Below are 21,737 nucleotides of genomic sequence, written 5' to 3'. Positions count from 1 at the left end.
AAAGGACAGGATATAGAACGCAGAGCTGCTTCGTCCTGTTATCCTGGACGACATCACCATGTTTCTGCCGCGGCGCTTTCTTTCGGTCTCCCTCCTCTCTGTCCTGGCGATGGCCGCTCTCGTTTCCATCGAGCGTAACCTTTTCGGCGCGCGCTATTTTTCCGAGCGTGCGCCTCAGGTTCAGCCCTATAACCTCTGGCATGCCTGGGTCGCGCTCAGCCTGTCGCTCTCCGCGGTTCAGGGGTTCACCCGCGATGTCTCCAGGCTCGGAGAGCCGGTGCTCCGGCTGGCCTCGCGTCGCGAGTTGTGGATCTGCGTGGCGACGTGGACGCTTGCGACGCTCATGGCACTGGTCTTCGCGATCGATCCGAACGTCTTCAGTGTCCTGGCGCGCGAGGACGGCCTGGTCGAGTGGTCGTCCGCCCTGCTGATCTTCGTCGCCAGCGGGTTCCTTGCCGCGGCCGCCACGGGCCAGCTTCGTGCAGCCCTCGCCGGGGGAGAGCGCCTTGCGTGGGTCGCCGCAAGCGCTGCCGCGCTTCTGAGCGCCGGCTTCTTCGTGATTGGCATGGAGGAGATATCCTGGATGCAGCGCATCTTCGGCATCTCCACGCCGGAAGGGCTCCTAGCCGCCAACAAGCAGCAGGAATTGAACCTGCACAACATTTCAACCGGCTTTTCCGAGTTGCTCTATTACACCGGCAGTTTCGTGCTGCTGACGCTTGCGCCCTTCATCTGGCTCCATCTTCGCAAGGGCGTGAGCCTTGGCCGGCTCGACGCCTTCGCGCCGGGCGTGCTCGTGCTGGTCGCAAGCGCGCCTATGGCCGCCTTCAACAGCGACAACTGGAGCATGCTGCCGACGCAGATGATGGTGATGATGACCGTGATCATGCTGCTGGTGATTGCGGATATCGCATTGAAGGCGGGTCATTGGCGCGAGTTCATCGTCCTGACGATCGGCGCCGTCCTGATCGTTGCCATCCAGGAGCTGTTTATCCTGCAGGCTTCGCTGCTCGTTCGGCTCTGGGACCCGACCGAATACAAGGAGTTCTTCATTGCCCTTGGTCTGGCGCTTTACGGCTTTCAGATCTGGTCGCGTCTGCGTTCGCCCGTCACGGCATCTGCTGCAACACGCCCCTTCAACTCTCATCCGCTCGCCGGATAAAAATACCCCGCCGGAGTGGCGGGGTATGTGAACAGTTCGAATTGCCGTTGCGACGCGTCGTCGTCAGTGGCTTTCGCGCAGGACCTCGCTGCCGCTGCCACCGACGAGGAAATCCAGGTCCGCGCCCTTGTCCGCCTGCAGCACCGTATCCTGGTAGAGCTTGTAGTAGCCGCGCGTCCATTTCTGCGGCGGCGCCTGCCAGGCGGCCATGCGCGTCGCAAACTCTTCTTCGCTGATCATCAGGTTGAGCTCGCCTTTCATTGCGTCGAGGCGGATGCGATCGCCGGTTTTGACGATGGCGAGCGGCCCGCCGGCGTTCGATTCCGGGCTGACATGCAAGACCACGGTGCCGAAGGCGGTGCCGGACATGCGGGCATCGGAAACGCGCACCATGTCGCGCACGCCTTTTTCCACCAGCCGCCGCGGGATCGGCATGTTGCCGACCTCGGCCATGCCCGGATAGCCCTTGGGCCCGCAGCCCTTGAGCACGAGAATGGTGTCCTCGGTCACCGGCAGATCAGGATCGTCGATCTTTGCCTTCAGCTCCTCGATCGTTTCGAAGACATAGGCCGGGCCCTCGTGTATGAGCAGATGCTCGCTCGCGGCCGACGGCTTGATGACGGCGCCGTTCGGCGCAAGGTTGCCCTTGAGCACGCGAATGCCGGCGGCGGCCCGCAGCGGATTGTCGAGCGGGCGGATGACGTCGTCGTTGTAGACCTCGGCATCTTCCCAATACTTGCTGATCGGCACGCCGAAGACCGTCGGCGCATCGGCATGCAGCAGATGCTGGATGCGGTTCATCACCGCCGGCAGGCCGCCGGCATAGGCGAGGTCTTCGATCAGATACTTGCCTGACGGCATGCAGTTGACGATGCACGGAACCTGGCCGCCGACGCGGTCGAAATCCTCGAGACAGAGATCGACGCCGGCGCGCCCGGCAATCGCCAGCATGTGGACGACCGCATTGGTCGAGCCGCCGACGGCGGCATTGGCGATGATGCCGTTTTCGAAATTCTTCTTGGTCAGCACCTTCGACAGGCGCAGATCCTCATGCACCATCTCGACGATGCGTTTGCCGGTCATGTGCGACAGCGCCATGCGGCGGGCGTCGACGGCCGGAAGCGCGGCATTGGTCGGCAACGACAGACCCATGGCCTCGACGATCGAGGCCATGGTGGTGGCGGTGCCCATCGTCATGCACACGCCCGGCGAGCGCGACATGCCGCTTTCGGCCGCCATGAATTCCTGCATGCTCATTTCGCCGGCGCGCACGGCCTCGGAGAACTTCCAGACATCCGTGCCGGAGCCGATGTCCTTGCCCTTCCATTTGCCGTTCAGCATCGGTCCGGAGGAGACGACGATGGTCGGCAGGTCAACGGAGGCAGCACCCATCAGCTGGCCGGGTGTGGTTTTGTCGCAGCCGCCAAGCAGCACCACGCCGTCGATGCCGTAGGCGCGGATCGCCTCTTCGACGTCCATGGCGAGCAGATTGCGAAACAGCATCGCGGTCGGGCGCATCTGCGTCTCGCCGAGCGAAGACACCGGGAACTCGACTGGGAAGCCGCCGGCTTCCCAGACGCCGCGCTTCACCCCTTCGGCAAGGATGCGAAGGTGGCTGTTGCAGGGCGTCAGCTCGGACCATGTGTTGCAGATGCCGATGATCGGACGGCCATCGAAGACGTGGTCCGGAAATCCCTGGTTCTTCATCCAGGAACGATGGATGAAGCCATCCTTGTCGGTGCCGCCGTACCAGTGACGGCTGCGCAGTTCTTTCTTCTTTTCGCTCATGCGAGCTTCCTCCTCACCATGCGATGAAACGCGTGGCTGAATTGTATGACTTTTTATTGGCGCTTCGCCAAGCGTTTCTGTTTTAGAAACGGAACGACGGTTCAAACCGGCCCTTGACGCTGATGCCGAGATCGAAGGTCTTGCCGGCATGCGGATCGGCCGCACGCGCTGCCTCGTTCAGGTCTTGCCAGGCGGATGTCACCAGCATGCGGTCGGCCTTCGGCCCGATGAAGGCGGTGCAGCTCGGCTGCGTCGTCGGCAGCGCGTAGCGCGCGATCCGTGCACCGTCGGGCCTGTAGACGTCGACCGTGCCGCTCCCCCAGCGGGCGTTCCATATCAGGCCATCGGTATCGCACACGGAGCCGTCGATGCCGCCTTTCTCGCCGCTGCTGTCGACAAGCAGGCTGGGCTCACCCTTCGGCAACCCGGTTTCGGCATCGATATCGACGCGCATCAGGTGGTTGATCTCGGTGTCGACGAAATAGGCGACAGTTCCATCCGGCGAAAAACAGATGCTGTTGGGGATGGTGATTGCGTCGTAGAGCTTCGTCACCTTCGTGCCGGCGACGTGATAGATCGCGCCGGCGCCCTTCTCGGCGCTGCGGCCCATGGTGCCGATCCACAACGAACCGGAAGCGTGCACGCGGCCGTCGTTTGAGCGATTGCCGGGCTTGTCTTCAAGCGTGGTCAAGAGGCTGAAGGCGCCCGTCTGCGTGTCCCTGAGGAAAAGCCCCTGGTCGGAGGCAATCAGTTGCCGGGACGGATCGATGACGGCCAGCACGCTGCCGAGGAATGGCAGGTTGTGTACAGCCTTGCGGCCGGTTTCGAGATGCAACTCATGCAGTTCCTGGCCCTTGATATTGAACCACCAGGCGGTGCCGCTGACGGGGTCATAGGTCGGGCCTTCCCCGAGGATCGAGGGCGATTCGCAAAGGATGCTGCCGGAAAAAGGAATGGTATCGCTCATCAGCGTGCTCCGTAGACGGCGTCATAGGCCTTGATCGTTGCGACGGCGCGTTCGCGGACTTCGGCGCCGCTCATGCCCGGCCTGTAGAGGCTTGAGCCGAGGCCGAAGCTGCGAATGCCGGCCTTGGCGTAGTCGCCGAAGTTGGCATCGGAAACGCCACCGACGGCAGCAATCTCGAGGTCGGGCGGCAGGATCGCGCGGATCGCGGTAATGCCCGATGGCCCGAGCACGCTCGCCGGGAAGAACTTGAGGCCGGTCGCGCCCGCTGCCGCGGCCGAAAGCGCCTCGGTCGGGGTGAGCACGCCGGGCATGGTGACCATGCCTTTCTTTGCGGCAAGCGAAATCACCGCCGGTTCGACGTTCGGGCTCACCATCAATTGGCCCCCGACATCGGCAAGCTGCTCCACCTGTGCCGTCGTCAGCACCGTGCCGGCGCCGATCAGGCAGCCCTCCGGTGCCATCTTGACGGCCGTCTCGATCGAGCGGAACGGATCGGGAGAGTTCAGCGGGATCTCGATTGCGGTGAAGCCGGTCTCGATCAGAGCGCCGACGACGCCTTCGGTCTCCTCGGGCTTGAGGCCACGCAGGATCGCGATCAGCGGGTACTTCATCGGCGGGAAGGGAATGCGGGTCATGAGCTTGTCTTTCGTTCAGAGAGGCCAGATCGCCTGGGCGGCGGTCGAAAGGCCGGCGCGGACGGCCGTGTCGGCGTCGACGACCCGAAGCGGGTGGCCGAGGCTTTCGAGCGCGGCTTGATAAAGTGTACCGAGTGAACCGGAGGCCACGAGGCAGATGCTGTCGATCGTCTTGGTTGAAGCCAGCGCGCCGGCGATCTCAAGGCCGATCAACGTGCCCGACAGCAAGGCCTTGGCGTCGGTCGCACTGGCGCCGTGCAGCAATTGTCCGGCACGTGCGCCGAAGACCAAGCTGGTCCCCAACGCGGGATTGGCGCGTGCCTCGGCTACCGCTGCAGCGAAGGCAGGGTGATCGCCGGAAAACGCATGGGCATCTGCGATCGAGTGGCTGAGGATCGAGTGCTTCGAAATCACGTCGAACAGTTCGCCGGTCATGAAGGTGGAAAAGCCGCTGACGGTGCCGTCTTCGAGGCGGACCCACTTGCTGTGCGTGCCCGGCATGCAGACGAGGTGTCGACCGCGGCCGAGTTCACCGGCACCGCCGAGCAATTGCGTTTCCTCGCCGCGCATGACGTCCGGGTGCCGCGTGTCGCGTTGCGCGAGACCCGGCAGGATGCGGATGTCACGATCTAGATCCGGCACCGCAACCGCATGGGAAGCGATGTCGGCAAGGGCCGCGGGGGTATCAATATAGCCAGCCTCGACCCAGCCCTGCTTGGCGCCAGCCATGCCGCAGATGATCGCAGGCAGATGGCGCGGCGCGTCGACCGCAGCGAGGTGGCGTTCCAGGGTCGTGTGGAAACCGGCCTTGTTGGCGGTCGTCATGCCTTCGCCGCTGCGGCGTTCGGCAAGCACCGAGCCATCCTCGCCGACGATCCACAGCCGGAAACTCGTCGTTCCCCAGTCGACTGCCGCATAATAGGCTGCCGTCATCACAGTGCGCCTCCATCGATGATCATTGTTTGCGCCGTCATGCCCGCGGAGCAGTCCGACGCGAGGTAAAGGCAGGGCCCGACGAGATCGTCGGCGGTCAGGCTGCGTTTCAGGCACTGCCTTTCCTGCATCTTGGCGATCGCCACGTCGTCCAGCCACAGTCGCTTCTGTCGTTCGGTGACGATCATGCCGGGCAGGATCGCGTTGACGCGGATATTGTCAGGCCCGAGCCTGCCGGCGAGCGATTTGGTCAGGCCGACGATACCGGCCTTCGCCGTGGCATAGGCTGGAATCTCGCCCATGTTGAGCAGAAAGGCGATCGAGGAGAAATTGACGATTGAGCCGCCGCCCGCTTGCCGCATGTGCGGCACGATCGACTGGCTCATGAAGAAGAGGTGCCGGAGATTGACCGCCTGGCTTTCGTCCCAGATCGCTTCCGTCACGGCTTCCAATGCCTGGCGATCATCGCGCGCCGCATTGTTGACGAGCACATGGATCGCACCGAGCGATGCCGCCGCCGCTTCCGCCGCATGACGCACCGCTTCGATATCGCGCAGGTCACCGGGGATGAAATGCGGCTTGTAGCCCGTTTGATCATCAAGCCGTTCGACGAGCTCGGCACTTGCCCGCTCGTCGATATCGACGAAGGCGACCCGTGCGCCCTGGCGCACGAAACCCTCGACCAGCGCAGCGCCGATGCCCGAGCCGCCGCCGGTTACCAGCACGCAGCGGTCGCGCAAATCGTGAAATTGTACCTTGGGCGCCGGCATGTCCCGCATTCCCTCGTAAAACCGTTCTAAGGCTATGATTTGTTCCATTATTTGGAACTTGATTTTAGTATGTGGAATTATCGTGTCGAAGCGTCTATCTTGTCAAGATCAGGCGCGCGACGGCGACGCCACTGGAAGACAAGCGAACGACGATGACAAACGAAATGATGGTGGCGGACGAGGGGCGAGGGGAGGCCGGAACCGGCACGCTCGGCAAGGCGATTGCCGTGCTGGAAGCGGTGGTCACGGCAGACGGCCCGCAGCGCTTTACCGATATTCTTGCCCGATCCGGCCAGCCGCGCGGCACATTGCACCGGTTGCTCAGCCACCTCGTCGAGGAAGGGCTGCTGATTCAGCGCCGGGATCTCTCCTATGAGCCCGGCCTTCGGCTGCTGACGCTTGCCTATCGTTCCTGGTCTGCCAACCGCTTTCGCGACGTTGCCGAACCGCACCTGCAGCGCCTGCACGAATTGACCGGCGAGACCGTGCATCTCGGCATCCTGCGCGAAACGGAGATCGTCTATGTCGACAAAGTCGAGAGCCGTCAGACGGTGCGCATGAGCTCGCAGATCGGCAAGGCCTCGCCCGCCTATTGCACCGGCATCGGCAAGGCGGCGTTGTCCTTGCTGGCGCAGCCGGTCCTCAAGCATGTGCTGGCGAGAACGGCGTTTCACCCTTTCACTTCGCACACGCATCGTTCGGCGGCGACGCTGCTGGCGGAAGTCGAAGAGATCAGGCGCGACGGCCATGCCTTCGATCGCGAGGAGCATGAAGCGGAGATTCGTTGCGTGGCTGCGCCCATCGCTATTCCCGGTAGCGAGCTTGCGGCGGGGATATCGGTGACGGGGCCGGCCTACAGGGTCAGCATGGAGCAACTGGTGGCCTGGGCGGCACCTGTGCGCGAAGCGGCTCGGGCGATTGCCGAGGAGGCCGCGATACGGCTTGGGCCCGGACGTGGTGGACCTTGAATTCACTTTACGGTAAATTAGAAACATCGACTGGACGCGGCGCGTCAAGCTCGATAGCTTTAATATATCAGACTCAGGTTCGTGGATGGTCTTAGTCTGGTTTGGTTTTGGTATTTGTAGAATTTTTGACGTGGTCTTCATGCGGCGTCAGCGGCCGGCCTTTCTTTGGCGCCGGATGTGGAGAAGGGCGGAAGATGATCGATTTCAGCGCGAATTTGTCGTCGTTGACGCTTCCTGATGGGCGGAGCATCAGGGGGCAGATCTGTTGCGAAGAAGACTTTCGGCGAGTGATCGCCCAGGTAGCGGATGCCTATGGCTTCCGCGGCTTTCTGGTTCTTGCGGTTCCGGACACGGGCTGCAGCAGCCTGACGGCCAATGCACTTATGACCAATTATCCGACCGCGTTTTTGCAGGGGTATGACAGCGCTGGCCTGATCAGTGGCAGCCCGGTTATCCAGCGCCTGCGCCGCAGCACCATTCCCTTCACCTATGACGCGCATCAACTGGCGCGCCGTCGGTCCGACGGCAAGGGCGATGCGGCCATTTGTGTCTTCGAACAGGCGAACATGCCGCGCGGCCTCTATCTGCCGGTACATGATGCAAGCGGCCATCGCGCGGCCATCGCCTTTGGCGGTGATCGTTCCGTCGTCTCGAACGACGAGTTGCAGGAACTCAATCTGTGGGCGGGCCTGCTCTATAGCAAGTACATGGAAGTTCGCGACCGCGATCGGCGCGGGCCAGGCAGTCTTTCGCGCCGCGAGGTGGAGTGCCTGCGCTGGGCGGCTGCCGGCAAGACCACCAGTGAGATGGCGAAAATCCTGGCGCTGTCCGAGTATACGGTCAACCATTACCTCAACCGTGCGACGCGCAAGCTGGACTCGGTCAACCGCGTCCAGACCGTCGCCAAGGCCATGCGCGCCGGTCTTATCAATTGAGATCGGTGCCGGCTGCGCCTGAAGCGAACGGCACTGCCTGCGCTTCGCGAGAGAAATACACAGACTTTTGGGCCGAGGAGGCAGGGAATCTCGATCATCTGTTGGCATTGGCAGGCCGCTCGGTCTATTTGATACTTGATGAATGCCATGGAACGCGCGAATGCAGGATACGATGACGACCGGGATGACTGACGCAGATCTGCCCCGGGGCGGTGATTTCGCGTCCGAGATCGCAAAGCTTGAGACCCAATTCGATATCATCCGCTATATGCGGCGGATTACGCAGGTCTTCGGCTTCAAGACCTTTCTGATCTGCTCGATCCCCTCGATCGACGTGGAGCGGCTGGCCGCGAGCACGGTCATCTCCAATATGCCGGCGGAACTGCTGAACAAATATGACAGCCTGTCGATGCTGCGCTTCAGCACCGGCGTGCGCCGCCTGCGCGAGACGACGACGCCGTTCCAGGTGACGCTTGAAGCCTGGGAAGGCGAGGGCGGCAAGCCGGAGACGGCGGCCGAGTACATCGCGATGCTGCGCGAGAACGGCATCTTCCAGGCAAGCTATTTCCCTGTTCATGACGCTGAGGGCGGCCGCGGCGCGGTCATCCTCATGGGCCCGCTGGTCGAATTGCCGATGACGGTGACCATGGAGTTGCAGATGATTGCGATCCATGTCTACAATCGCCTCGCCGAGATCGGCTCTGTGTGGAAGAGCAGCGGCGCGGCGCTTTCGGAGCGCGAGATCCAGTGCTTGAGCTGGACGGCGGCCGGAAAGACCAGTGCCGAGATCGCCGGCATCCTCGGGCTCTCCGAACATACGGTCAATCACTACCTCAATCACGTGACCAAGAAGCTCGACGCCGTGAACCGTACGCAGGCGGTCGTGAAGGCGATGAAGAAGGGCTACATCAGCTAGCCCTCCCGGCGTCGAAGGCCGTTTGCCTCTTCTCGCTTGCCCTCCGTCTCCGTTGCGATCACGAAGGCTGCCGCAATCGCCGCGCCTGCGTTCCTATCCCGCTGAGATCGCCCACCGCCGCGGCCGATTTGCTCCATCATTGGACGATTTGCAGAGAGGTGCCCAGAATCTGGGCAGATGCTCTGGCCGCCTTGAGCGCTGCGGATTCGATCATCTATTTGAAATGAATTGCTATTTTTGCAGGATTTGAATCTGGCACGCATCCTGCATTTCTATTGGCATGTCCAGAGGGGACTAAAAAGAAGACAGCGCCCATGAAGGTCGCGACCGAAAGGGCCACTGCCCGCCTCAAGGTGATCCCGGATGTACGGACACCGGGGTGGACGGTGGCCCTTCCTTTTTCCGTTATGTCGCATTGGCGAAGCGCCCCGCCTCGACTATCTAAGGGATAACAAAAGAATGAGAGGGCGCGATGCCGGAAGTCACGAAAGAAGTGGTCCTTGAGAAGCTGCGTACGGTGCGTGGCCCGGGCATGGAAGGCAACATCGTCGACCTCGGGCTTGTGTCTGATGTCTTCATCTCCGATGGCAAGGCCTATTTCTCGATCACCGTGCCGGCCGACCGTGCCAAGGAACTGGAGCCGATGCGGGCCGCAGCCGAGCGCGTCGTGCGCGACATCCCGGGCATCACGGCGGCCATGGTTGCACTGACCGCCGACCGCAAGGCGGCGCCCGCCGGCGCCCCGGTGCAGCGTCCGCAGCCCTCGGCAGCATCTCATGCCGGCCATTCCCACGCGCCGCGTCCCGCCGGTGGTCCGCCGGCCAAGGCCGGGATTCCGGGTGTCGGCGCCATCATCGCCGTCGCCTCCGGCAAGGGCGGTGTCGGCAAGTCGACGACCTCGGTCAACCTGGCGCTGGCGCTGAAGGCAAACGGCCTGAAGGTCGGCCTGCTCGATGCCGACATCTACGGCCCCTCGATGCCGCGGCTTCTGAAGATTTCCGGACGGCCGCAACAGATCGAAGGGCGCCTTATCCGCCCGATGGAGAATTACGGTCTCAAGGTCATGTCCATGGGCTTCCTCGTCGATGAGGAAGTGGCGATGATCTGGCGCGGACCGATGATCCAGTCGGCCCTGCTGCAGATGCTGCGGGAAGTCGCCTGGGGCGATCTCGACGTGCTGGTCGTCGACATGCCGCCCGGCACGGGCGACGCCCAGCTCACCATGGCCCAGCAGGTGCCGCTCGCCGGCGCCGTCATCGTCTCGACGCCGCAGGATCTGGCGCTGATCGATGCCCGCAAGGGCCTCGCCATGTTCCGCAAGGTGGAAGTCCCGGTTCTCGGCATCGTCGAGAACATGAGCTATTTCATCGCGCCCGACACCGGCAAGCGCTACGATATCTTCGGCCATGGCGGTGCGCGCAAGGAAGCCGAGCGCCTCGGCGTCCCGTTCCTCGGTGAAGTGCCCCTGACCATGGGAATTCGCGAAACGTCGGACGCCGGCACACCGCTCGTCGCGTCCGACCCGAGCGGTGAGATCGCGCGTGTCTATCGCGATATCGCCACCAAGGTCTGGGATCAGGTATCCGCCACGCAACAGGACAAGAGCCGCGCCGCCCCGACCATTGTCTTCGAGTGACGGTTTCCGGGAAGGCCGTCTGGTCTTTCCGGGCCGCGGTTCCCTGTTCCGGAACACGCCGCAATTCAACGTGCTACAGCGACTTTGCACGTCAGGCATGACGTGACGCTCGGCACCGAATCGTTTTGCCCTTGATTCGATTTTGATTTAAGCAGACATGCGGTAGGGTGGCGCCGATATGGCGGCACATGCCCGCGTGCCGGATTGCAAGGGGGCATTGATTTTGCGTTTGCGTTGCGCCATATGCCTTGCCGCACGTGCGAAGGTGCCCAACTTGACGCCCGCTCGCCGGAGATTTTGGCCTCGAGCGATGACTGAGTTGAAGACTTTGTCCTGACTGGCGGAACGCTCCATCCGATGGATTTCTATTGTGGGTATTTTGTGGCGCACGACCTTTCGCCTTCGCGGTTCGGCACGCTGCATGATTCCTTAGATCGGAATCGATTTAAGGAAAAAATTATGCAGCCGCTCAATGTGTTACAGCGACCCTTGCGCGTCTCAGAAGATGGGCGGCGCTGTCAGGTCTGCATGACGAGGGCGGTCGCATGATCACCGGCTATTGCGCCGATGGGACAACCGTCGTTCTGACGCCGGCCGAACCGCCTGAGAAATTGCGTCCCGATGTCATCTGGCTGGATCTGGTCGAGCCCACCAAGGCAGAAGACCTGATGATGGAGAAGCTTCTCGGCATTTCCATCCCGACACGCGACGATCTGAAGGACATCGAACCGTCGAGCCGCCTCTATGTCGAGGAGAATGCCGTATTCATGACGGCGTCGCTGGTGTTCCGTTCGGATACGGATATCCCCGGCCTGACGGATGTCGGCTTTATCCTGTCCGGTGGCCGGCTCGTGACCATCCGCTATGCCGAGCCCCGGTCGTTCAGCCTCTTCAAGACATCGATGCATCGCTTCCCGGGCGGTTGCCGCGATGGCGCGGTTGTCCTGACCCGGCTTCTGGAAACGGTCGCCGACCGAACCGCCGAGATTCTCGAGCAGGCGGTTACCAAGATCGACGATCTGTCGATCGACGTCTTCGGCGACAAGGCTGCTGGCAAGCGCCGGTCGCCGCATTATCTCGAGGCGCGCTTGCGTGATGTCGCTGGCCATCATCGCCTCGTCGCCAAGACGCGTGACAGCCTTGCCTCGCTCTCGCGCCTGCTGACCTTCGTCTACACTGTTCCGGAGGTGCAGGAAGACAAGGACACGCGCGAACTCTGCCGTTCGATCTCACGCGATATCCAGTCGCTATCCGAACACGCAAGTTTCATTTCCGGCAACATCACCTTCCTGCTTGATGCGTCGCTGGGCCTGATCAACGTCGAGCAGAACGCCATCATCAAGATTTTCTCGATCGCGTCGGTCGTCCTGCTGCCGCCGACCCTGGTCGCTTCTGTCTACGGCATGAACTTCCGCGTTATGCCCGAACTGGAATGGCACTTCGGCTATCCCTGGGCGATTGCAGCGATGGTGATATCGGCCGTGATCCCCTTTTTCTTTTTCCGCTGGAAAGGCTGGCTGTGAACGCCAGTAGGTTTGCATGACCCAACCGCATGCCCCCTCCCACGAGCCGAAGGATCTGCGGCGCCTGCTGATCCTCGGGCTTGGCTCGATCGGTGTCGTCTACGGCGATATCGGCACCAGCCCACTCTATGCCTTTCGTGAAGCGCTGCGCCCGGTTTCCCACGACGGCGTGACCGACGTGGAGATCATCGGCCTGATCTCGCTGATGATCTGGACGCTGACGATCATCGTCACGATCAAGTACGTGCTGTTCCTGCTGCGCGCCGACAACCAGGGGGAGGGCGGCACGCTGTCGTTGCTCGCTCTTCTGATGAAGTCCGCCAACGGGCACGCATCGATCCTCTTCTTCATGGGGATTGCGGGTGCAGCACTTTTCATCGGTGATGCGATGATCACGCCGGCCTTGTCCGTTCTTTCGGCGGTCGAAGGTCTGAAGCTGGTGACGCCGGCGCTATCGGAATACGTGGTTCCGATCGCGGTCGTCATCCTGCTCATGCTCTTTGCGGTGCAGTCCAAGGGAACGGCAGCCGTCTCCAACTTCTTCGGGCCGATCACGCTGGTCTGGTTCCTGGTGATGGGCTGGATTGGGCTTGTCCACATTGCCGACGACCTGACGATCTTCAAGGCCTTCAATCCCTACTATGCCGTGAGCTTCATGCTGAATGAAGGCTATGTCGGCATCATCGTCCTTGGCGCCGTTTTCCTGACGGTGACCGGTGCCGAGGCGCTCTACGCCGACCTCGGACATTTCGGTCGCCGACCGATCCAATGGGCCTGGTTCCTGGTCGTCTTCCCGGCGCTGACCCTCAACTATCTGGGGCAAGGTGCCTTCGTGCTGCAGAACCCGGAAGCGATGTCCGATCCGTTCTTCCTGATGTTCCCGAAATGGGCGCTGCTACCGGTCGTCATTCTGGCGACGGCGGCGACCATCATTGCCAGCCAGGCGGTGATAACAGGGGCCTTTTCGCTGACACGTCAGGCGATCCACCTGGGCTTCCTGCCGCGCATGGCGATCTTCCACACGTCGGAGACGCATACGGGCCAGATCTATCTTCCGAACGTCAACACGCTGCTGATGTTCGGCGTCATGGCGCTCGTCTTCGTCTTCGGTTCGTCGGAATCGCTCGCCACTGCCTACGGCATCTCGGTCACCGGCGCGATGGTGGTGACGACGGTGCTTTCGTTCGAGTTCCTGCGCACGCGCTGGAATTGGTCCGGGCTCTGGGCGGCGGCGCTGCTGCTGCCGCTGTTTGGGCTTGAGTTCATCTTCCTCGGCGCCAACATGCTGAAGGTCCACGACGGCGGTTACGTGCCGGTGCTGATCGCCGCCACCTTCATCGTCATCATGTGGACCTGGCGGCGCGGAACCGAAATCCTGCACGCCAAGACGCGCCACATCGACATTCCGCTTGCAAGCTTCATCAAGTCGATCGAGCGCAAGAGCGAGCATGCACCGGTGGCCGTTCCCGGCACGGCCGTGTTCCTGACGAGCGATCCGGAGTCGACCCCGGCCGCACTGCTCCACAACATCAAGCACAATCATGTGCTGCACAATCAGAACTTCATTCTGACGATCCGTACCGCTAACACACCGAAAGTGCCGAAGTCGGAGCGGGTGAGCATGCAGCCGCTTTCGGATCGCTTCACGCTGCTCGAGATGCGCTTCGGCTTCATGGAAACGCAGAACGTCTCGCAGGCGCTCGGCCTTTTCCGCAAATCGGGGCTGAAGTTCGACATCATGTCGACCTCCTTCTATCTCGGTCGCCGCAAGCTCGTGCCCGATGCCGAATCCGGCATGCCCCATTGGCAGGACCGGCTGTTCATCGCACTGGCGAATGCGGCGATCGATCCCTCGGACTATTTCCGCCTGCCGACCAACCGCGTCGTCGAACTCGGCTCGCACGTCATCATCTGATCCTTGTGCCCCTCAACCGGGTGTACCGGGCAAGGGGCTTCGCGCACGCAGTCAAGATAAAACGGAGCCGTTCCCGGCCGGGGCGGCTCCGTTCGCGTTATGACGGCCGTGTTCTTCAGCGATGCTGCATTAACCAAACATCAAGGTTAATGCTTCATTTTCAAAGCTCGAACGAAGCGGCTCCGGCGGGGTGTCCGGCCGCCTCATTGTCTTAGCTTCCCGCGCGGAATCTCCGACGCTGGCTTCTTGCCGGCGCGGGCGAAGCCGTGGCGTTCGTCAAGCGTTGCGTGGAGTCGGTTGATGCGTAAGAGTCGGAACCTGCGTCAAAAGTCTCGCCTGAACGTGTCTGCGTGGATGGCGCCTGCAATCATCGGCCTCGCGCTCTATCTCGGTTTCCCTTCCGTTGCGGCCTATGCGGATCTCGCAACCTTCCTGTCCGGCATCAATCGTGGCGGTGAGCGCTGGCGCATGTACATGACGCCGTCGCCAGCTGGCTCGATCCACGAAGTCGAGATGGTCTTTGCCGACCCGATCACCACGGGCGCGCTCGATGGCGGCGCAGGCATCAACATGCCCGACGGCAGCCGCGTCGCACTCACATCCGAGACCAAGCATTCCGGCACGCCAGACGAGGAGCGTATCAACCGCCGCGCCAAGAAGGGGCGCATCGTCGCCGTCACGCCGGTGACGCCGCCCAAGGATTTCACCGCCGGCTCCATCCTGCAGCGCACGAGTTCCCTCACGGAGCCGCGCTTCGAGGAAGGCGAGAAAATGGTCTTTGCCAAGTCGCGCATCAAGGGCAAGGAGATCGAGATCGCCACGGCCTTCTATAGAAAGAAGCCGCCAAAGGCGGATCCCGGCGTTTCGCCGATGCTGGCCAAGCTCGTGACGAACGACAAGCCCGACATTCTTGCGACTGCTTACGTCCGGCCCGAGCCGGACTATGCGCGTGAATCACCCTTCGATTCGATCCTGCGCGAAGACCAGAACGCTGGCCGCTTCATTCCCGAAATCGCGCCTGACGACCACGCCTGGGCGGCAACGGTGCTGCCTTCGACCGTATTCGGCAAGGAAGAGCAGGCCTGCCTGGCCGAAGGCATCTATTTCGAAGCGCGCAGCGAGTCGCTCAAGGGCCAGGCGGCCGTCGCTCAGGTGATTCTCAACCGCGTCCGCAATCCGACCTATCCGAAAACCATCTGCGGCGTCGTCTATCAGAACAAGACCTGGCGCAACCGTTGCCAGTTTTCCTTCGCCTGCGACATGATCCGCGACCTGATCTATTCCCGCTCGCACTGGAAGATGGCCAAGGAAGTCGCGATGGCGGTCACGGCCGGCAAGATCTGGCTGCCGGAAGTGGGCTCTGCCACCCATTACCATGCGACCTACGTCAATCCGCCCTGGGCGAAGACGATGAAGCGGGTCGGCAAGATCGGCATGCACGTCTTCTACCGGACTTATGGTGGCGGCTGGAGCTGATCGGCGCCTGACGCGATTCCGCCGTCTTTTCCTGTCTGGCCGTAGAGCCGAGATTCCAGCCGGCGGAGCGCAGGAATCCTGCGACAACCTTGCCGGGGATCGTGCTTTCCAATTCTAACTATTTGAATTATCGTAGTAATATTGTCCACGGTCAAGCTGGCCGCATGCCTTGACTATGCGGGTGCCTAAAACTATGTTGCGCGCGACTTCAAATGGGGCCGAAACGTGGCTTGAACGATGGCCTATTGTATGACCGAAATCGCGGTCTGAGACCCGATTAGGACGGCAAGGGAGTGGCCACGTGGCGGAGAAACCTGAAGAAAGTCTGGAAGCGCGGCTGAAGCAGCTCGGCGATAAGATTGAGGCCAAGAAGCCTCATGCGTCTGATGCAGCGGAGGCCCGTGCCGCCGAAAGCCGCAAGGGCTATGCGGCGGCGATGAAGCTGTCGAGCGAATTCATCGCCGGCATCGTTGTCGGCGCGTTTCTGGGCTATCTTTTGGACCACTTTGCGGGTACAGGGCCGTGGGGCATGATCATCCTCCTGCTTCTTGGCTTCTGCGCTGGCGTGCTAAATGTGCTGCGCTCGGCCGGTATGGTGGCAACACCGGAAGCTGGAAGTGGCGGCTCTGAGGAAGACAAGAAGGACGGTGACGCCCACTGAGGCGTTGTCCCGAAGAAAACGGTTTCCGCTCTTGGGCGGGCAGAACGAAAGAGAAGCGCGGTGTCAAACGATCCGACCCACCAGTTCCTGGTTAACAAGATTGTCCCGATCGAGATTGGCGGAATTGACTTTTCCTTCACCAATGCGTCGCTGTTCATGGTTGCGACCGTGGGTGCTGCCGCAGGCTTCCTTTATCTGACGACGTCGCAGCGCGGTCTGATCCCGAACCGCATGCAGTCGGTCTCCGAAATGTCCTACGAGTTCATCGCCTCGATGCTGCGCGAAGGCGCCGGCAGCGGCGGCATGAAGTTCTTCCCGATGGTGTTCTCGCTGTTCATGTTTATCCTGACGGCGAACCTGCTCGGCATGTTCCCGTACTTCTTCACGATCACCAGCCAGATCATCGTCACCTTCGCTTTGGCACTATTCGTCATCGGTACGGTGCTGTTCTATGGTTTCTACAAGCACGGTTTCGGTTTCCTGAAGCTTTTCGTGCCGCATGGCGTGCCAGGCATCCTGCTGCCGCTGGTCGTGTCGATCGAAATCATCTCGTTCCTTTCCCGCCCCATCAGCCTCTCGGTCCGTCTTTTCGCCAACATGCTGGCCGGCCACATCACGCTGAAGGTCTTTGCAGGCTTCGTCACTTCGCTGAGCGCCCTTGGCGCGCTCGGCATCGGTGGCGCCATCCTGCCGCTCATCATGACCGTCGCCATCACCGGTCTTGAATTCCTCGTCTGCTTCCTCCAGGCCTATGTCTTCGCGGTACTGACCTGCATGTACCTCAACGACGCTGTGCATCCCGGAAGCCACTAAGGAATAACAGTCGCTTGCTTTCGGTCGGCCCTCCGCCGGAAGCACAATCCTAAGCCGCAACACCATTCGAAGGAGTTCACACATGGAAGCGGAAGCAGCAAAGTACATCGGCGCAGGTCTCGCTTGCCTCGGTATGGCCGGCACGGCTCTCGGCCTCGGCAACATCTTCGGCAGCTACCTGTCCGGCGCACTGCGCAACCCGTCGGCTGCTGACGGTCAGTTCGGCCGCCTCGTATTCGGCTTCGCCGTTACGGAAGCTCTGGGCATCTTCTCGCTGCTCGTAGCCCTGCTCCTCCTCTTCGCCGTCTAATATCGGCTGGAGTTTCGGCCGCGGCCCGTCAAAAGGCCGCGGCCGCGCATATTCTTGAGTGCACCTGGAGGTGAGCATGTTTGTGACCGCGGCCTATGCCCAGCAGTCAACCACCACTGAAGGCGCCGAAGCACACGATGCCGCTGCGGCCGGTGAGGTGCACACCGAAACGGGTGTGGCCCACGAAGGCGAGGCTGGCTCCGGCGTGTTCCCGCCCTTCGATTCGACCCATTTCGCATCGCAGCTGCTTTGGCTCGCGATCACGTTCGGCCTCTTCTATATCCTGATGTCGAAGGTCATCATTCCGCGTATCGGCGGAATTCTCGAAACCCGTCACGATCGGATCGCTCAGGATCTCGATGAAGCGTCCCGCCTCAAGGGCGAAGCCGACGCGGCCATCGCTTCCTACGAGCAGGATCTGGCAACGGCCAAGTCCAAGGGTCACAAGATCGCTGACGACGCTCGCGAATCCGCAAAGGCCAAGGCCAATGCAGACCGCACAGCTGTCGAGGCCGATCTTTCCAAGAAGATCGCCGCTGCGGAAGACCGCATCGCCGACATCAAGACCAAGGCACTCGCAGACGTTGGCGCTATCGCCGAGGAAACTGCGACCGCCGTCGTCAAGCAGCTCATTGGTGGCACTGTCACCAAGGCTGAGATCGTCGCTGCCGTCAAGGCATCGGCCGGTAACTGAGGAGCACTGAACCATGCATCTTGATGCGACCTTCTATGCCCTCGTCGGCTTGATCCTGTTCTTCGTCCTGATCGCCTATCTCAAGGTTCCGGGCATGATCGGCAAGGCGCTCGATGGACGCGCCGACAAGATCGGCAACGAGCTGGCCGAAGCCAAGCGCCTGCGCGAAGAAGCACAGAGCCTTGTCGCCGAGTACCAGCGCAAGCGTAAGGATGCCGAAGCGGAAGCTGCAGGCATCGTCGCCGCCGCTCAGCGCGAAGCCGAAATGCTGACCGCCGAAGCCAAGCAGAAGACGGAAGAATTCGTTGCCCGCCGGACCGCGCTGTCTGAGCAGAAGATCAAGCAGGCCGAAAGCGATGCGATCAACGCCGTCCGTTCCGCTGCTGTCGATCTGGCAATTGCAGCGGCCGAGAAGGTCGTTGCCGCCAAGGCCGACGCCGGTGCACAGAGCGATCTGTTCACGAAGGCGCTTGGCGAAGTCAAGGCACGCCTGAACTAGGCCTCAGGACATTCCGGATTGAAGAGCCCCGCCCTGTGCGGGGCTTTTTGTTTGGGCCATGCACCGGGTTTGGCTGCAGGCACTGGCTTGCCGGCGATACGCTGGGCGATCGTTGAGACGATGGCGCGCATGCCACGGTTCACGGCGGGCCGCATCGCGCGGCGCCGGTGACCCCGATAAAACTCTACGCGTGTGCATACTCGTCGGCAGGTGGCCTTATGGGGCACGCGCTGGCGTCTCAGACAAGATTTCTTTTGCAAGCTGGTGAGACGGAACCGGCGCTCCCAAGAACCGCTCAGCCGCTACTAGTCTTGCCGCAGGGGACGGAAGCTCATGCGGTGCAGGGCGCAGGGACCATGCGTTTCTATGGCGCGGCGGTGGGTTACGGTCGCATAGCCGGCATGGAGCGCAAAGCCGTAGCCGGGATGCGCGAGGTCGGCGCGAGCCATCATGCGATCGCGCGTAACCTTGGCGACGATCGAGGCGGCGGCGATCGACAGCGACCGCGCGTCGCCCTTCACGACTGCCTTGGCGTGGCAAGAAAGCCCGGGCGGCACGTCGCGGCCGTCGACGAGTACGAAGCGTACAACCGAGGGAAGACCCGCCACTGCGCGTCGCATCGCCTCCAGGCTTGCCTTGCGGATATCCGTGGCATCAATCGTGCCGGCCGAGGCTGAGGCGATCGATACCTCCGATGTCGCGAGGATTTCGTCGAACAGCTTCTCGCGCGCCTGCGCGCTGAGCTTCTTGCTGTCATCGAGGCCCTCGGGAATGGCGTCGGGATTGAGAATGACCGCAGCCGCCACGACCGGCCCTGCGAGCGGGCCGCGACCAGCTTCATCGGCACCGGCGATCGGCCAGAATCCATCACCTCGTGCCGAGAGTTCAAAACTGAAATCGGGCGCTTCGATGATATCGGGAAAAAGGGGAGAATCGGACGACCTGCGAGACATAAGTCTAATTCGCATGATCGACCGATTCTCTTCAAGCCCCCAGGTCCGAGTGCGGCGGCGGACGGGGGATTGGCCGATGCCCCAGGCGGGGGCGGGGCACCGGAACTGCTTTGCGACCTTCAAGCGTTCACACCGGCTTGCCTGAGGGGAGCGGTGACGAAAACTCCCCCATTGCCCCCGGGCATGCTCGGTGCCTATCGCTGGCCACAAGCCCGGAATAGCCATCGCGCAGGCCATTCCGGAAAATCGTCAAAGGAGCGAGAGTTGCACCCCCGTTCCGAGCGGCGGCACGAACAGATCGTCGCGAAGCTGCCGGCGTGTCGGGTTGAAGCCGAGACGTTTGGTGGCGAGATCGAAGCGGCGACCGATCTGCCAGGCATAGGGGCCGGCACCTTTCATGCGCTTGCCGAACTCGGCGTCATAGTCCTTGCCGCCACGCATGGAGCGGACGAGCGACATGACGTGGCGGTAGCGATCCGGATAGTTGCGCAACAGCCAGTCGCGAAACAGCGGGCTGACTTCGAGCGGCAAGCGCAACAGCACATAGCTCGCCTCCGTCGCACCGGCCGTCCTTGCCGCTTCGAGAACCCGCTCGATCTCATGGTCGTTGAGCGCCGGGATGATCGGAGAGACGAGAACCCCGGCGGGGATGCCGGCCTCGGCAATGGCACGCATCGCCTCCAGCCGCTTGGGCGGCGTTGCGGCGCGGGGCTCCATTGTCCTCGCCAGCTTGCGGTCGAGCGTGGTGACTGAAATGCCGACCCGCGCCAGTCCCTTCTCGGCCATCGGCGCGAGAATATCGATATCGCGCGTGACCATCGCCGATTTGGTGACGATCATGACCGGGTGGTTGGCGTCCCTCAGCACTTCGAGGATCTGGCGCATGATGCGCCATTCCTTTTCGATCGGCTGATAGGGATCGGTGTTGGTGCCGATGGCGATTGGCCTGACCTTGTAATCCGGTCGCGCCAGTTCGCGCTCCAGCAGCCGCGCGGCATCCGGCTTGGCGAAGAGCTTCGCCTCGAAATCCAGACCCGCCGACAGGCCCATGAAGGCGTGGGTGGGACGGGCGAAACAATAGATGCAGCCGTGCTCGCATCCGCGATAGGGGTTGATCGAACGGTCGAAGGAGATATCGGGGGAATCGTTCCGAGTGATCACCGTCCGCGGCTTCTCGACCTGGACTTCGGTCTTGAAGGGGGGCAGATCTTCCAGGCTTTCCCAGCCGTCGTCGAAGCTTTCCCGCGCCTGCGGCTCGAAGCGGCCGGACATGTTGAGCCCGGCGCCGCGTCCGCGGCGGCGGTCGACATCGATCCGCAAGCCCGTTGTGCTCATCATCGCTTCGGCGACATCTGCCGTATTGGCGGGCGCAAGCGCACCCTGCCTGATCTGAGACAGCTCGTTCATTGGAATCTCCCCGGAATCAGATATTTGATCCCGTTTTGTTCTGATTATTTTCCTATCGCGAATATGAGAACAATTCAAGAACAAAAGGGCAGGAGCAGTACGTTTGGAGTTTCGTGCTCCCCGGTTTGGTTTTCAGCCAATCCAGCAGTGCATGTAGCAATTGTGAGTGTGATGCGGTAGGACGGGCTATGCTGACGATCATCATGGAAACGCGGGACAACGAAGCCGAGCTGGTGCAGACGCTGTCGGTGCTCGTCGCCGGCGCTGTGGAGGGCCTCGTCAGTGATGTGATCGTCCTCGATCACGGCTCCAAGGACGGCTCGTCGCGTGTGGCGGAAGCGGCCGGCTGCCGCTTTCACGTCGATTGGAATCTCGGCGATGTCGTGCGTTCGGCGCGCGGCGAATGGCTGATGCTGCTCGAACCCGGTGCCCGTCCGATCGGCCGGTGGATCGACGAGCTTGCCGAATACGTCTCGCTCAACAGGGCGCCCGCGCGCTTCTCCGATTCCAGAATGCACCGCAAACCGTTCTTCCGCCGCCTGATCCGGCGAAGAAAGCCGTTGGAAACGGGTTTCCTGGTGAACAAGCATGATGCGCTCGCAGCGGCCGATGGCAATCGATGCCTCGGCGACATGACGAATGTCCGGGCGGTCCGCAAACTCTCGACGGAGCTCGTTCCGGCCTGGGTGGTCACCGAAGGCAAGCCGATGTCGGGGCGCTCCTGACCGCTGTGCACGAAAAAGGCGCCAGTCCCAGGGGGCGGCACCTCAAGGTGG

General features: G+C 62.0%; 21 protein-coding genes. 14 read left to right on the top strand and 7 right to left on the bottom strand.

All coding sequences use genetic code 11. The features are described from left to right. The first annotated feature begins 58 nt into the window (after positions 1-58). Positions 59-1,162: a hypothetical protein gene (locus tag V7S54_RS01775; protein WP_065372695.1), complete on the top strand. Its 1,104-nt coding sequence runs from the start codon at positions 59-61 to the stop codon at positions 1,160-1,162. Between the two features lie 63 nt (positions 1,163-1,225). On the opposite strand, the gene V7S54_RS01770 is transcribed toward V7S54_RS01775, so the two are convergent. From V7S54_RS01770 to V7S54_RS01750, 5 genes are all read right to left on the bottom strand, one after another. Beyond that, positions 1,226-2,950 carry an IlvD/Edd family dehydratase gene (locus V7S54_RS01770; RefSeq protein ID WP_065372694.1) on the bottom strand — a complete coding sequence of 575 codons (1,725 nt, stop codon included), beginning with the start codon at positions 2,948-2,950 and terminating at the stop codon, positions 1,226-1,228. An 82-nt stretch (positions 2,951-3,032) separates the two neighbouring features. Next, on the bottom strand, positions 3,033-3,917 hold the full coding sequence (locus V7S54_RS01765; RefSeq protein ID WP_336408031.1) for an SMP-30/gluconolactonase/LRE family protein: 885 nt from the start codon (positions 3,915-3,917) through the stop codon (positions 3,033-3,035). Beyond that, on the bottom strand, positions 3,917-4,552 hold the full coding sequence (locus V7S54_RS01760) for a 2-dehydro-3-deoxy-6-phosphogalactonate aldolase (RefSeq protein ID WP_065372692.1): 636 nt from the start codon (positions 4,550-4,552) through the stop codon (positions 3,917-3,919). The genes V7S54_RS01765 and V7S54_RS01760 overlap by 1 nt, the downstream gene beginning before the upstream one ends. Before the next feature lie 15 nt (positions 4,553-4,567). Next, entirely contained in the window at positions 4,568-5,485 is a 918-nt protein-coding gene (locus V7S54_RS01755; RefSeq protein WP_065372691.1) for a 2-dehydro-3-deoxygalactonokinase, read from the bottom strand. After that, complete coding sequence (locus V7S54_RS01750) at positions 5,485-6,255, bottom strand: SDR family NAD(P)-dependent oxidoreductase (RefSeq protein WP_065372831.1); 771 nt, start codon at positions 6,253-6,255, stop codon at positions 5,485-5,487. Before V7S54_RS01750 ends, V7S54_RS01755 begins: the two co-directional genes overlap by 1 nt. A 152-nt stretch (positions 6,256-6,407) precedes the next feature. Here V7S54_RS01750 and V7S54_RS01745 point away from each other — a divergent pair, with 152 nt between their 5' ends. The 12 genes from V7S54_RS01745 (at position 6,408) to V7S54_RS01690 (ending at position 18,601) form a co-directional block, all read left to right on the top strand. After that, entirely contained in the window at positions 6,408-7,223 is an 816-nt protein-coding gene (locus V7S54_RS01745) for an IclR family transcriptional regulator (protein ID WP_065372690.1), read from the top strand. A 194-nt stretch (positions 7,224-7,417) separates the two neighbouring features. Further along, positions 7,418-8,158: an autoinducer binding domain-containing protein gene (locus V7S54_RS01740; RefSeq protein ID WP_065372689.1), complete on the top strand. Its 741-nt coding sequence runs from the start codon at positions 7,418-7,420 to the stop codon at positions 8,156-8,158. Positions 8,159-8,300: 142 nt separating this feature from the next. After that, positions 8,301-9,074 (top strand): LuxR family transcriptional regulator, encoded by a 774-nt coding sequence (locus V7S54_RS01735; protein WP_065372688.1) that lies wholly within the window; start codon positions 8,301-8,303, stop codon positions 9,072-9,074. Between the two features lie 472 nt (positions 9,075-9,546). Next, the gene (locus V7S54_RS01730; protein WP_065372687.1) at positions 9,547-10,710 is read left to right on the top strand and encodes an Mrp/NBP35 family ATP-binding protein; all 1,164 of its coding nucleotides are present in this window, start codon (positions 9,547-9,549) and stop codon (positions 10,708-10,710) included. 545 nt (positions 10,711-11,255) lie between these two features. Further along, positions 11,256-12,233, top strand: a complete 978-nt coding sequence (locus tag V7S54_RS01725; protein WP_065372686.1) for a magnesium transporter CorA family protein — start codon at positions 11,256-11,258, stop codon at positions 12,231-12,233. Positions 12,234-12,249: 16 nt separating this feature from the next. Next, positions 12,250-14,148, top strand: coding sequence for a potassium transporter Kup (locus V7S54_RS01720; RefSeq protein WP_065372685.1), 1,899 nt, complete (start codon positions 12,250-12,252; stop codon positions 14,146-14,148). Between the two features lie 300 nt (positions 14,149-14,448). Continuing rightward, positions 14,449-15,624 carry a cell wall hydrolase gene (locus V7S54_RS01715; RefSeq protein ID WP_336408030.1) on the top strand — a complete coding sequence of 392 codons (1,176 nt, stop codon included), beginning with the start codon at positions 14,449-14,451 and terminating at the stop codon, positions 15,622-15,624. 301 nt (positions 15,625-15,925) lie between these two features. Further along, complete coding sequence (locus V7S54_RS01710; RefSeq protein WP_065372683.1) at positions 15,926-16,285, top strand: AtpZ/AtpI family protein; 360 nt, start codon at positions 15,926-15,928, stop codon at positions 16,283-16,285. 60 nt (positions 16,286-16,345) lie between these two features. After that, entirely contained in the window at positions 16,346-17,098 is a 753-nt protein-coding gene (locus tag V7S54_RS01705; protein ID WP_058325455.1) for a F0F1 ATP synthase subunit A, read from the top strand. An 82-nt stretch (positions 17,099-17,180) separates the two neighbouring features. Then, positions 17,181-17,408 (top strand): F0F1 ATP synthase subunit C, encoded by a 228-nt coding sequence (locus V7S54_RS01700; protein WP_025426100.1) that lies wholly within the window; start codon positions 17,181-17,183, stop codon positions 17,406-17,408. Positions 17,409-17,484: 76 nt separating this feature from the next. Beyond that, a complete protein-coding gene (locus V7S54_RS01695; RefSeq protein ID WP_065372682.1) occupies positions 17,485-18,102 on the top strand; it encodes a F0F1 ATP synthase subunit B in 618 nt (205 codons plus the stop codon). Positions 18,103-18,115: 13 nt separating this feature from the next. Further along, positions 18,116-18,601 carry a F0F1 ATP synthase subunit B gene (locus tag V7S54_RS01690; RefSeq protein WP_065372681.1) on the top strand — a complete coding sequence of 162 codons (486 nt, stop codon included), beginning with the start codon at positions 18,116-18,118 and terminating at the stop codon, positions 18,599-18,601. A 305-nt stretch (positions 18,602-18,906) separates the two neighbouring features. Here the strand turns inward: V7S54_RS01690 and V7S54_RS01685 are convergent, their stop codons facing one another. Continuing rightward, positions 18,907-19,554: a ribonuclease HII gene (locus V7S54_RS01685; RefSeq protein WP_065372680.1), complete on the bottom strand. Its 648-nt coding sequence runs from the start codon at positions 19,552-19,554 to the stop codon at positions 18,907-18,909. Positions 19,555-19,803: 249 nt separating this feature from the next. After that, positions 19,804-20,961: a PA0069 family radical SAM protein gene (locus V7S54_RS01680; RefSeq protein WP_065372679.1), complete on the bottom strand. Its 1,158-nt coding sequence runs from the start codon at positions 20,959-20,961 to the stop codon at positions 19,804-19,806. A gap of 188 nt (positions 20,962-21,149) precedes the next feature. Between V7S54_RS01680 and V7S54_RS01675 the strand changes: the two genes are divergently transcribed. Beyond that, a complete protein-coding gene (locus V7S54_RS01675; protein ID WP_065372678.1) occupies positions 21,150-21,686 on the top strand; it encodes a glycosyl transferase in 537 nt (178 codons plus the stop codon). Positions 21,687-21,737 lie beyond the last annotated feature (51 nt).

It is taken from the genome of Ensifer sp. CCNWLY38, assembly GCF_037120565.1.
GTDB lineage: Bacteria > Pseudomonadota > Alphaproteobacteria > Rhizobiales > Rhizobiaceae > Ensifer > Ensifer adhaerens_H.
The sequence above is the reverse complement of the archived record's forward strand: the minus strand, read 5'-3'. Positions and strand labels throughout refer to the sequence as shown.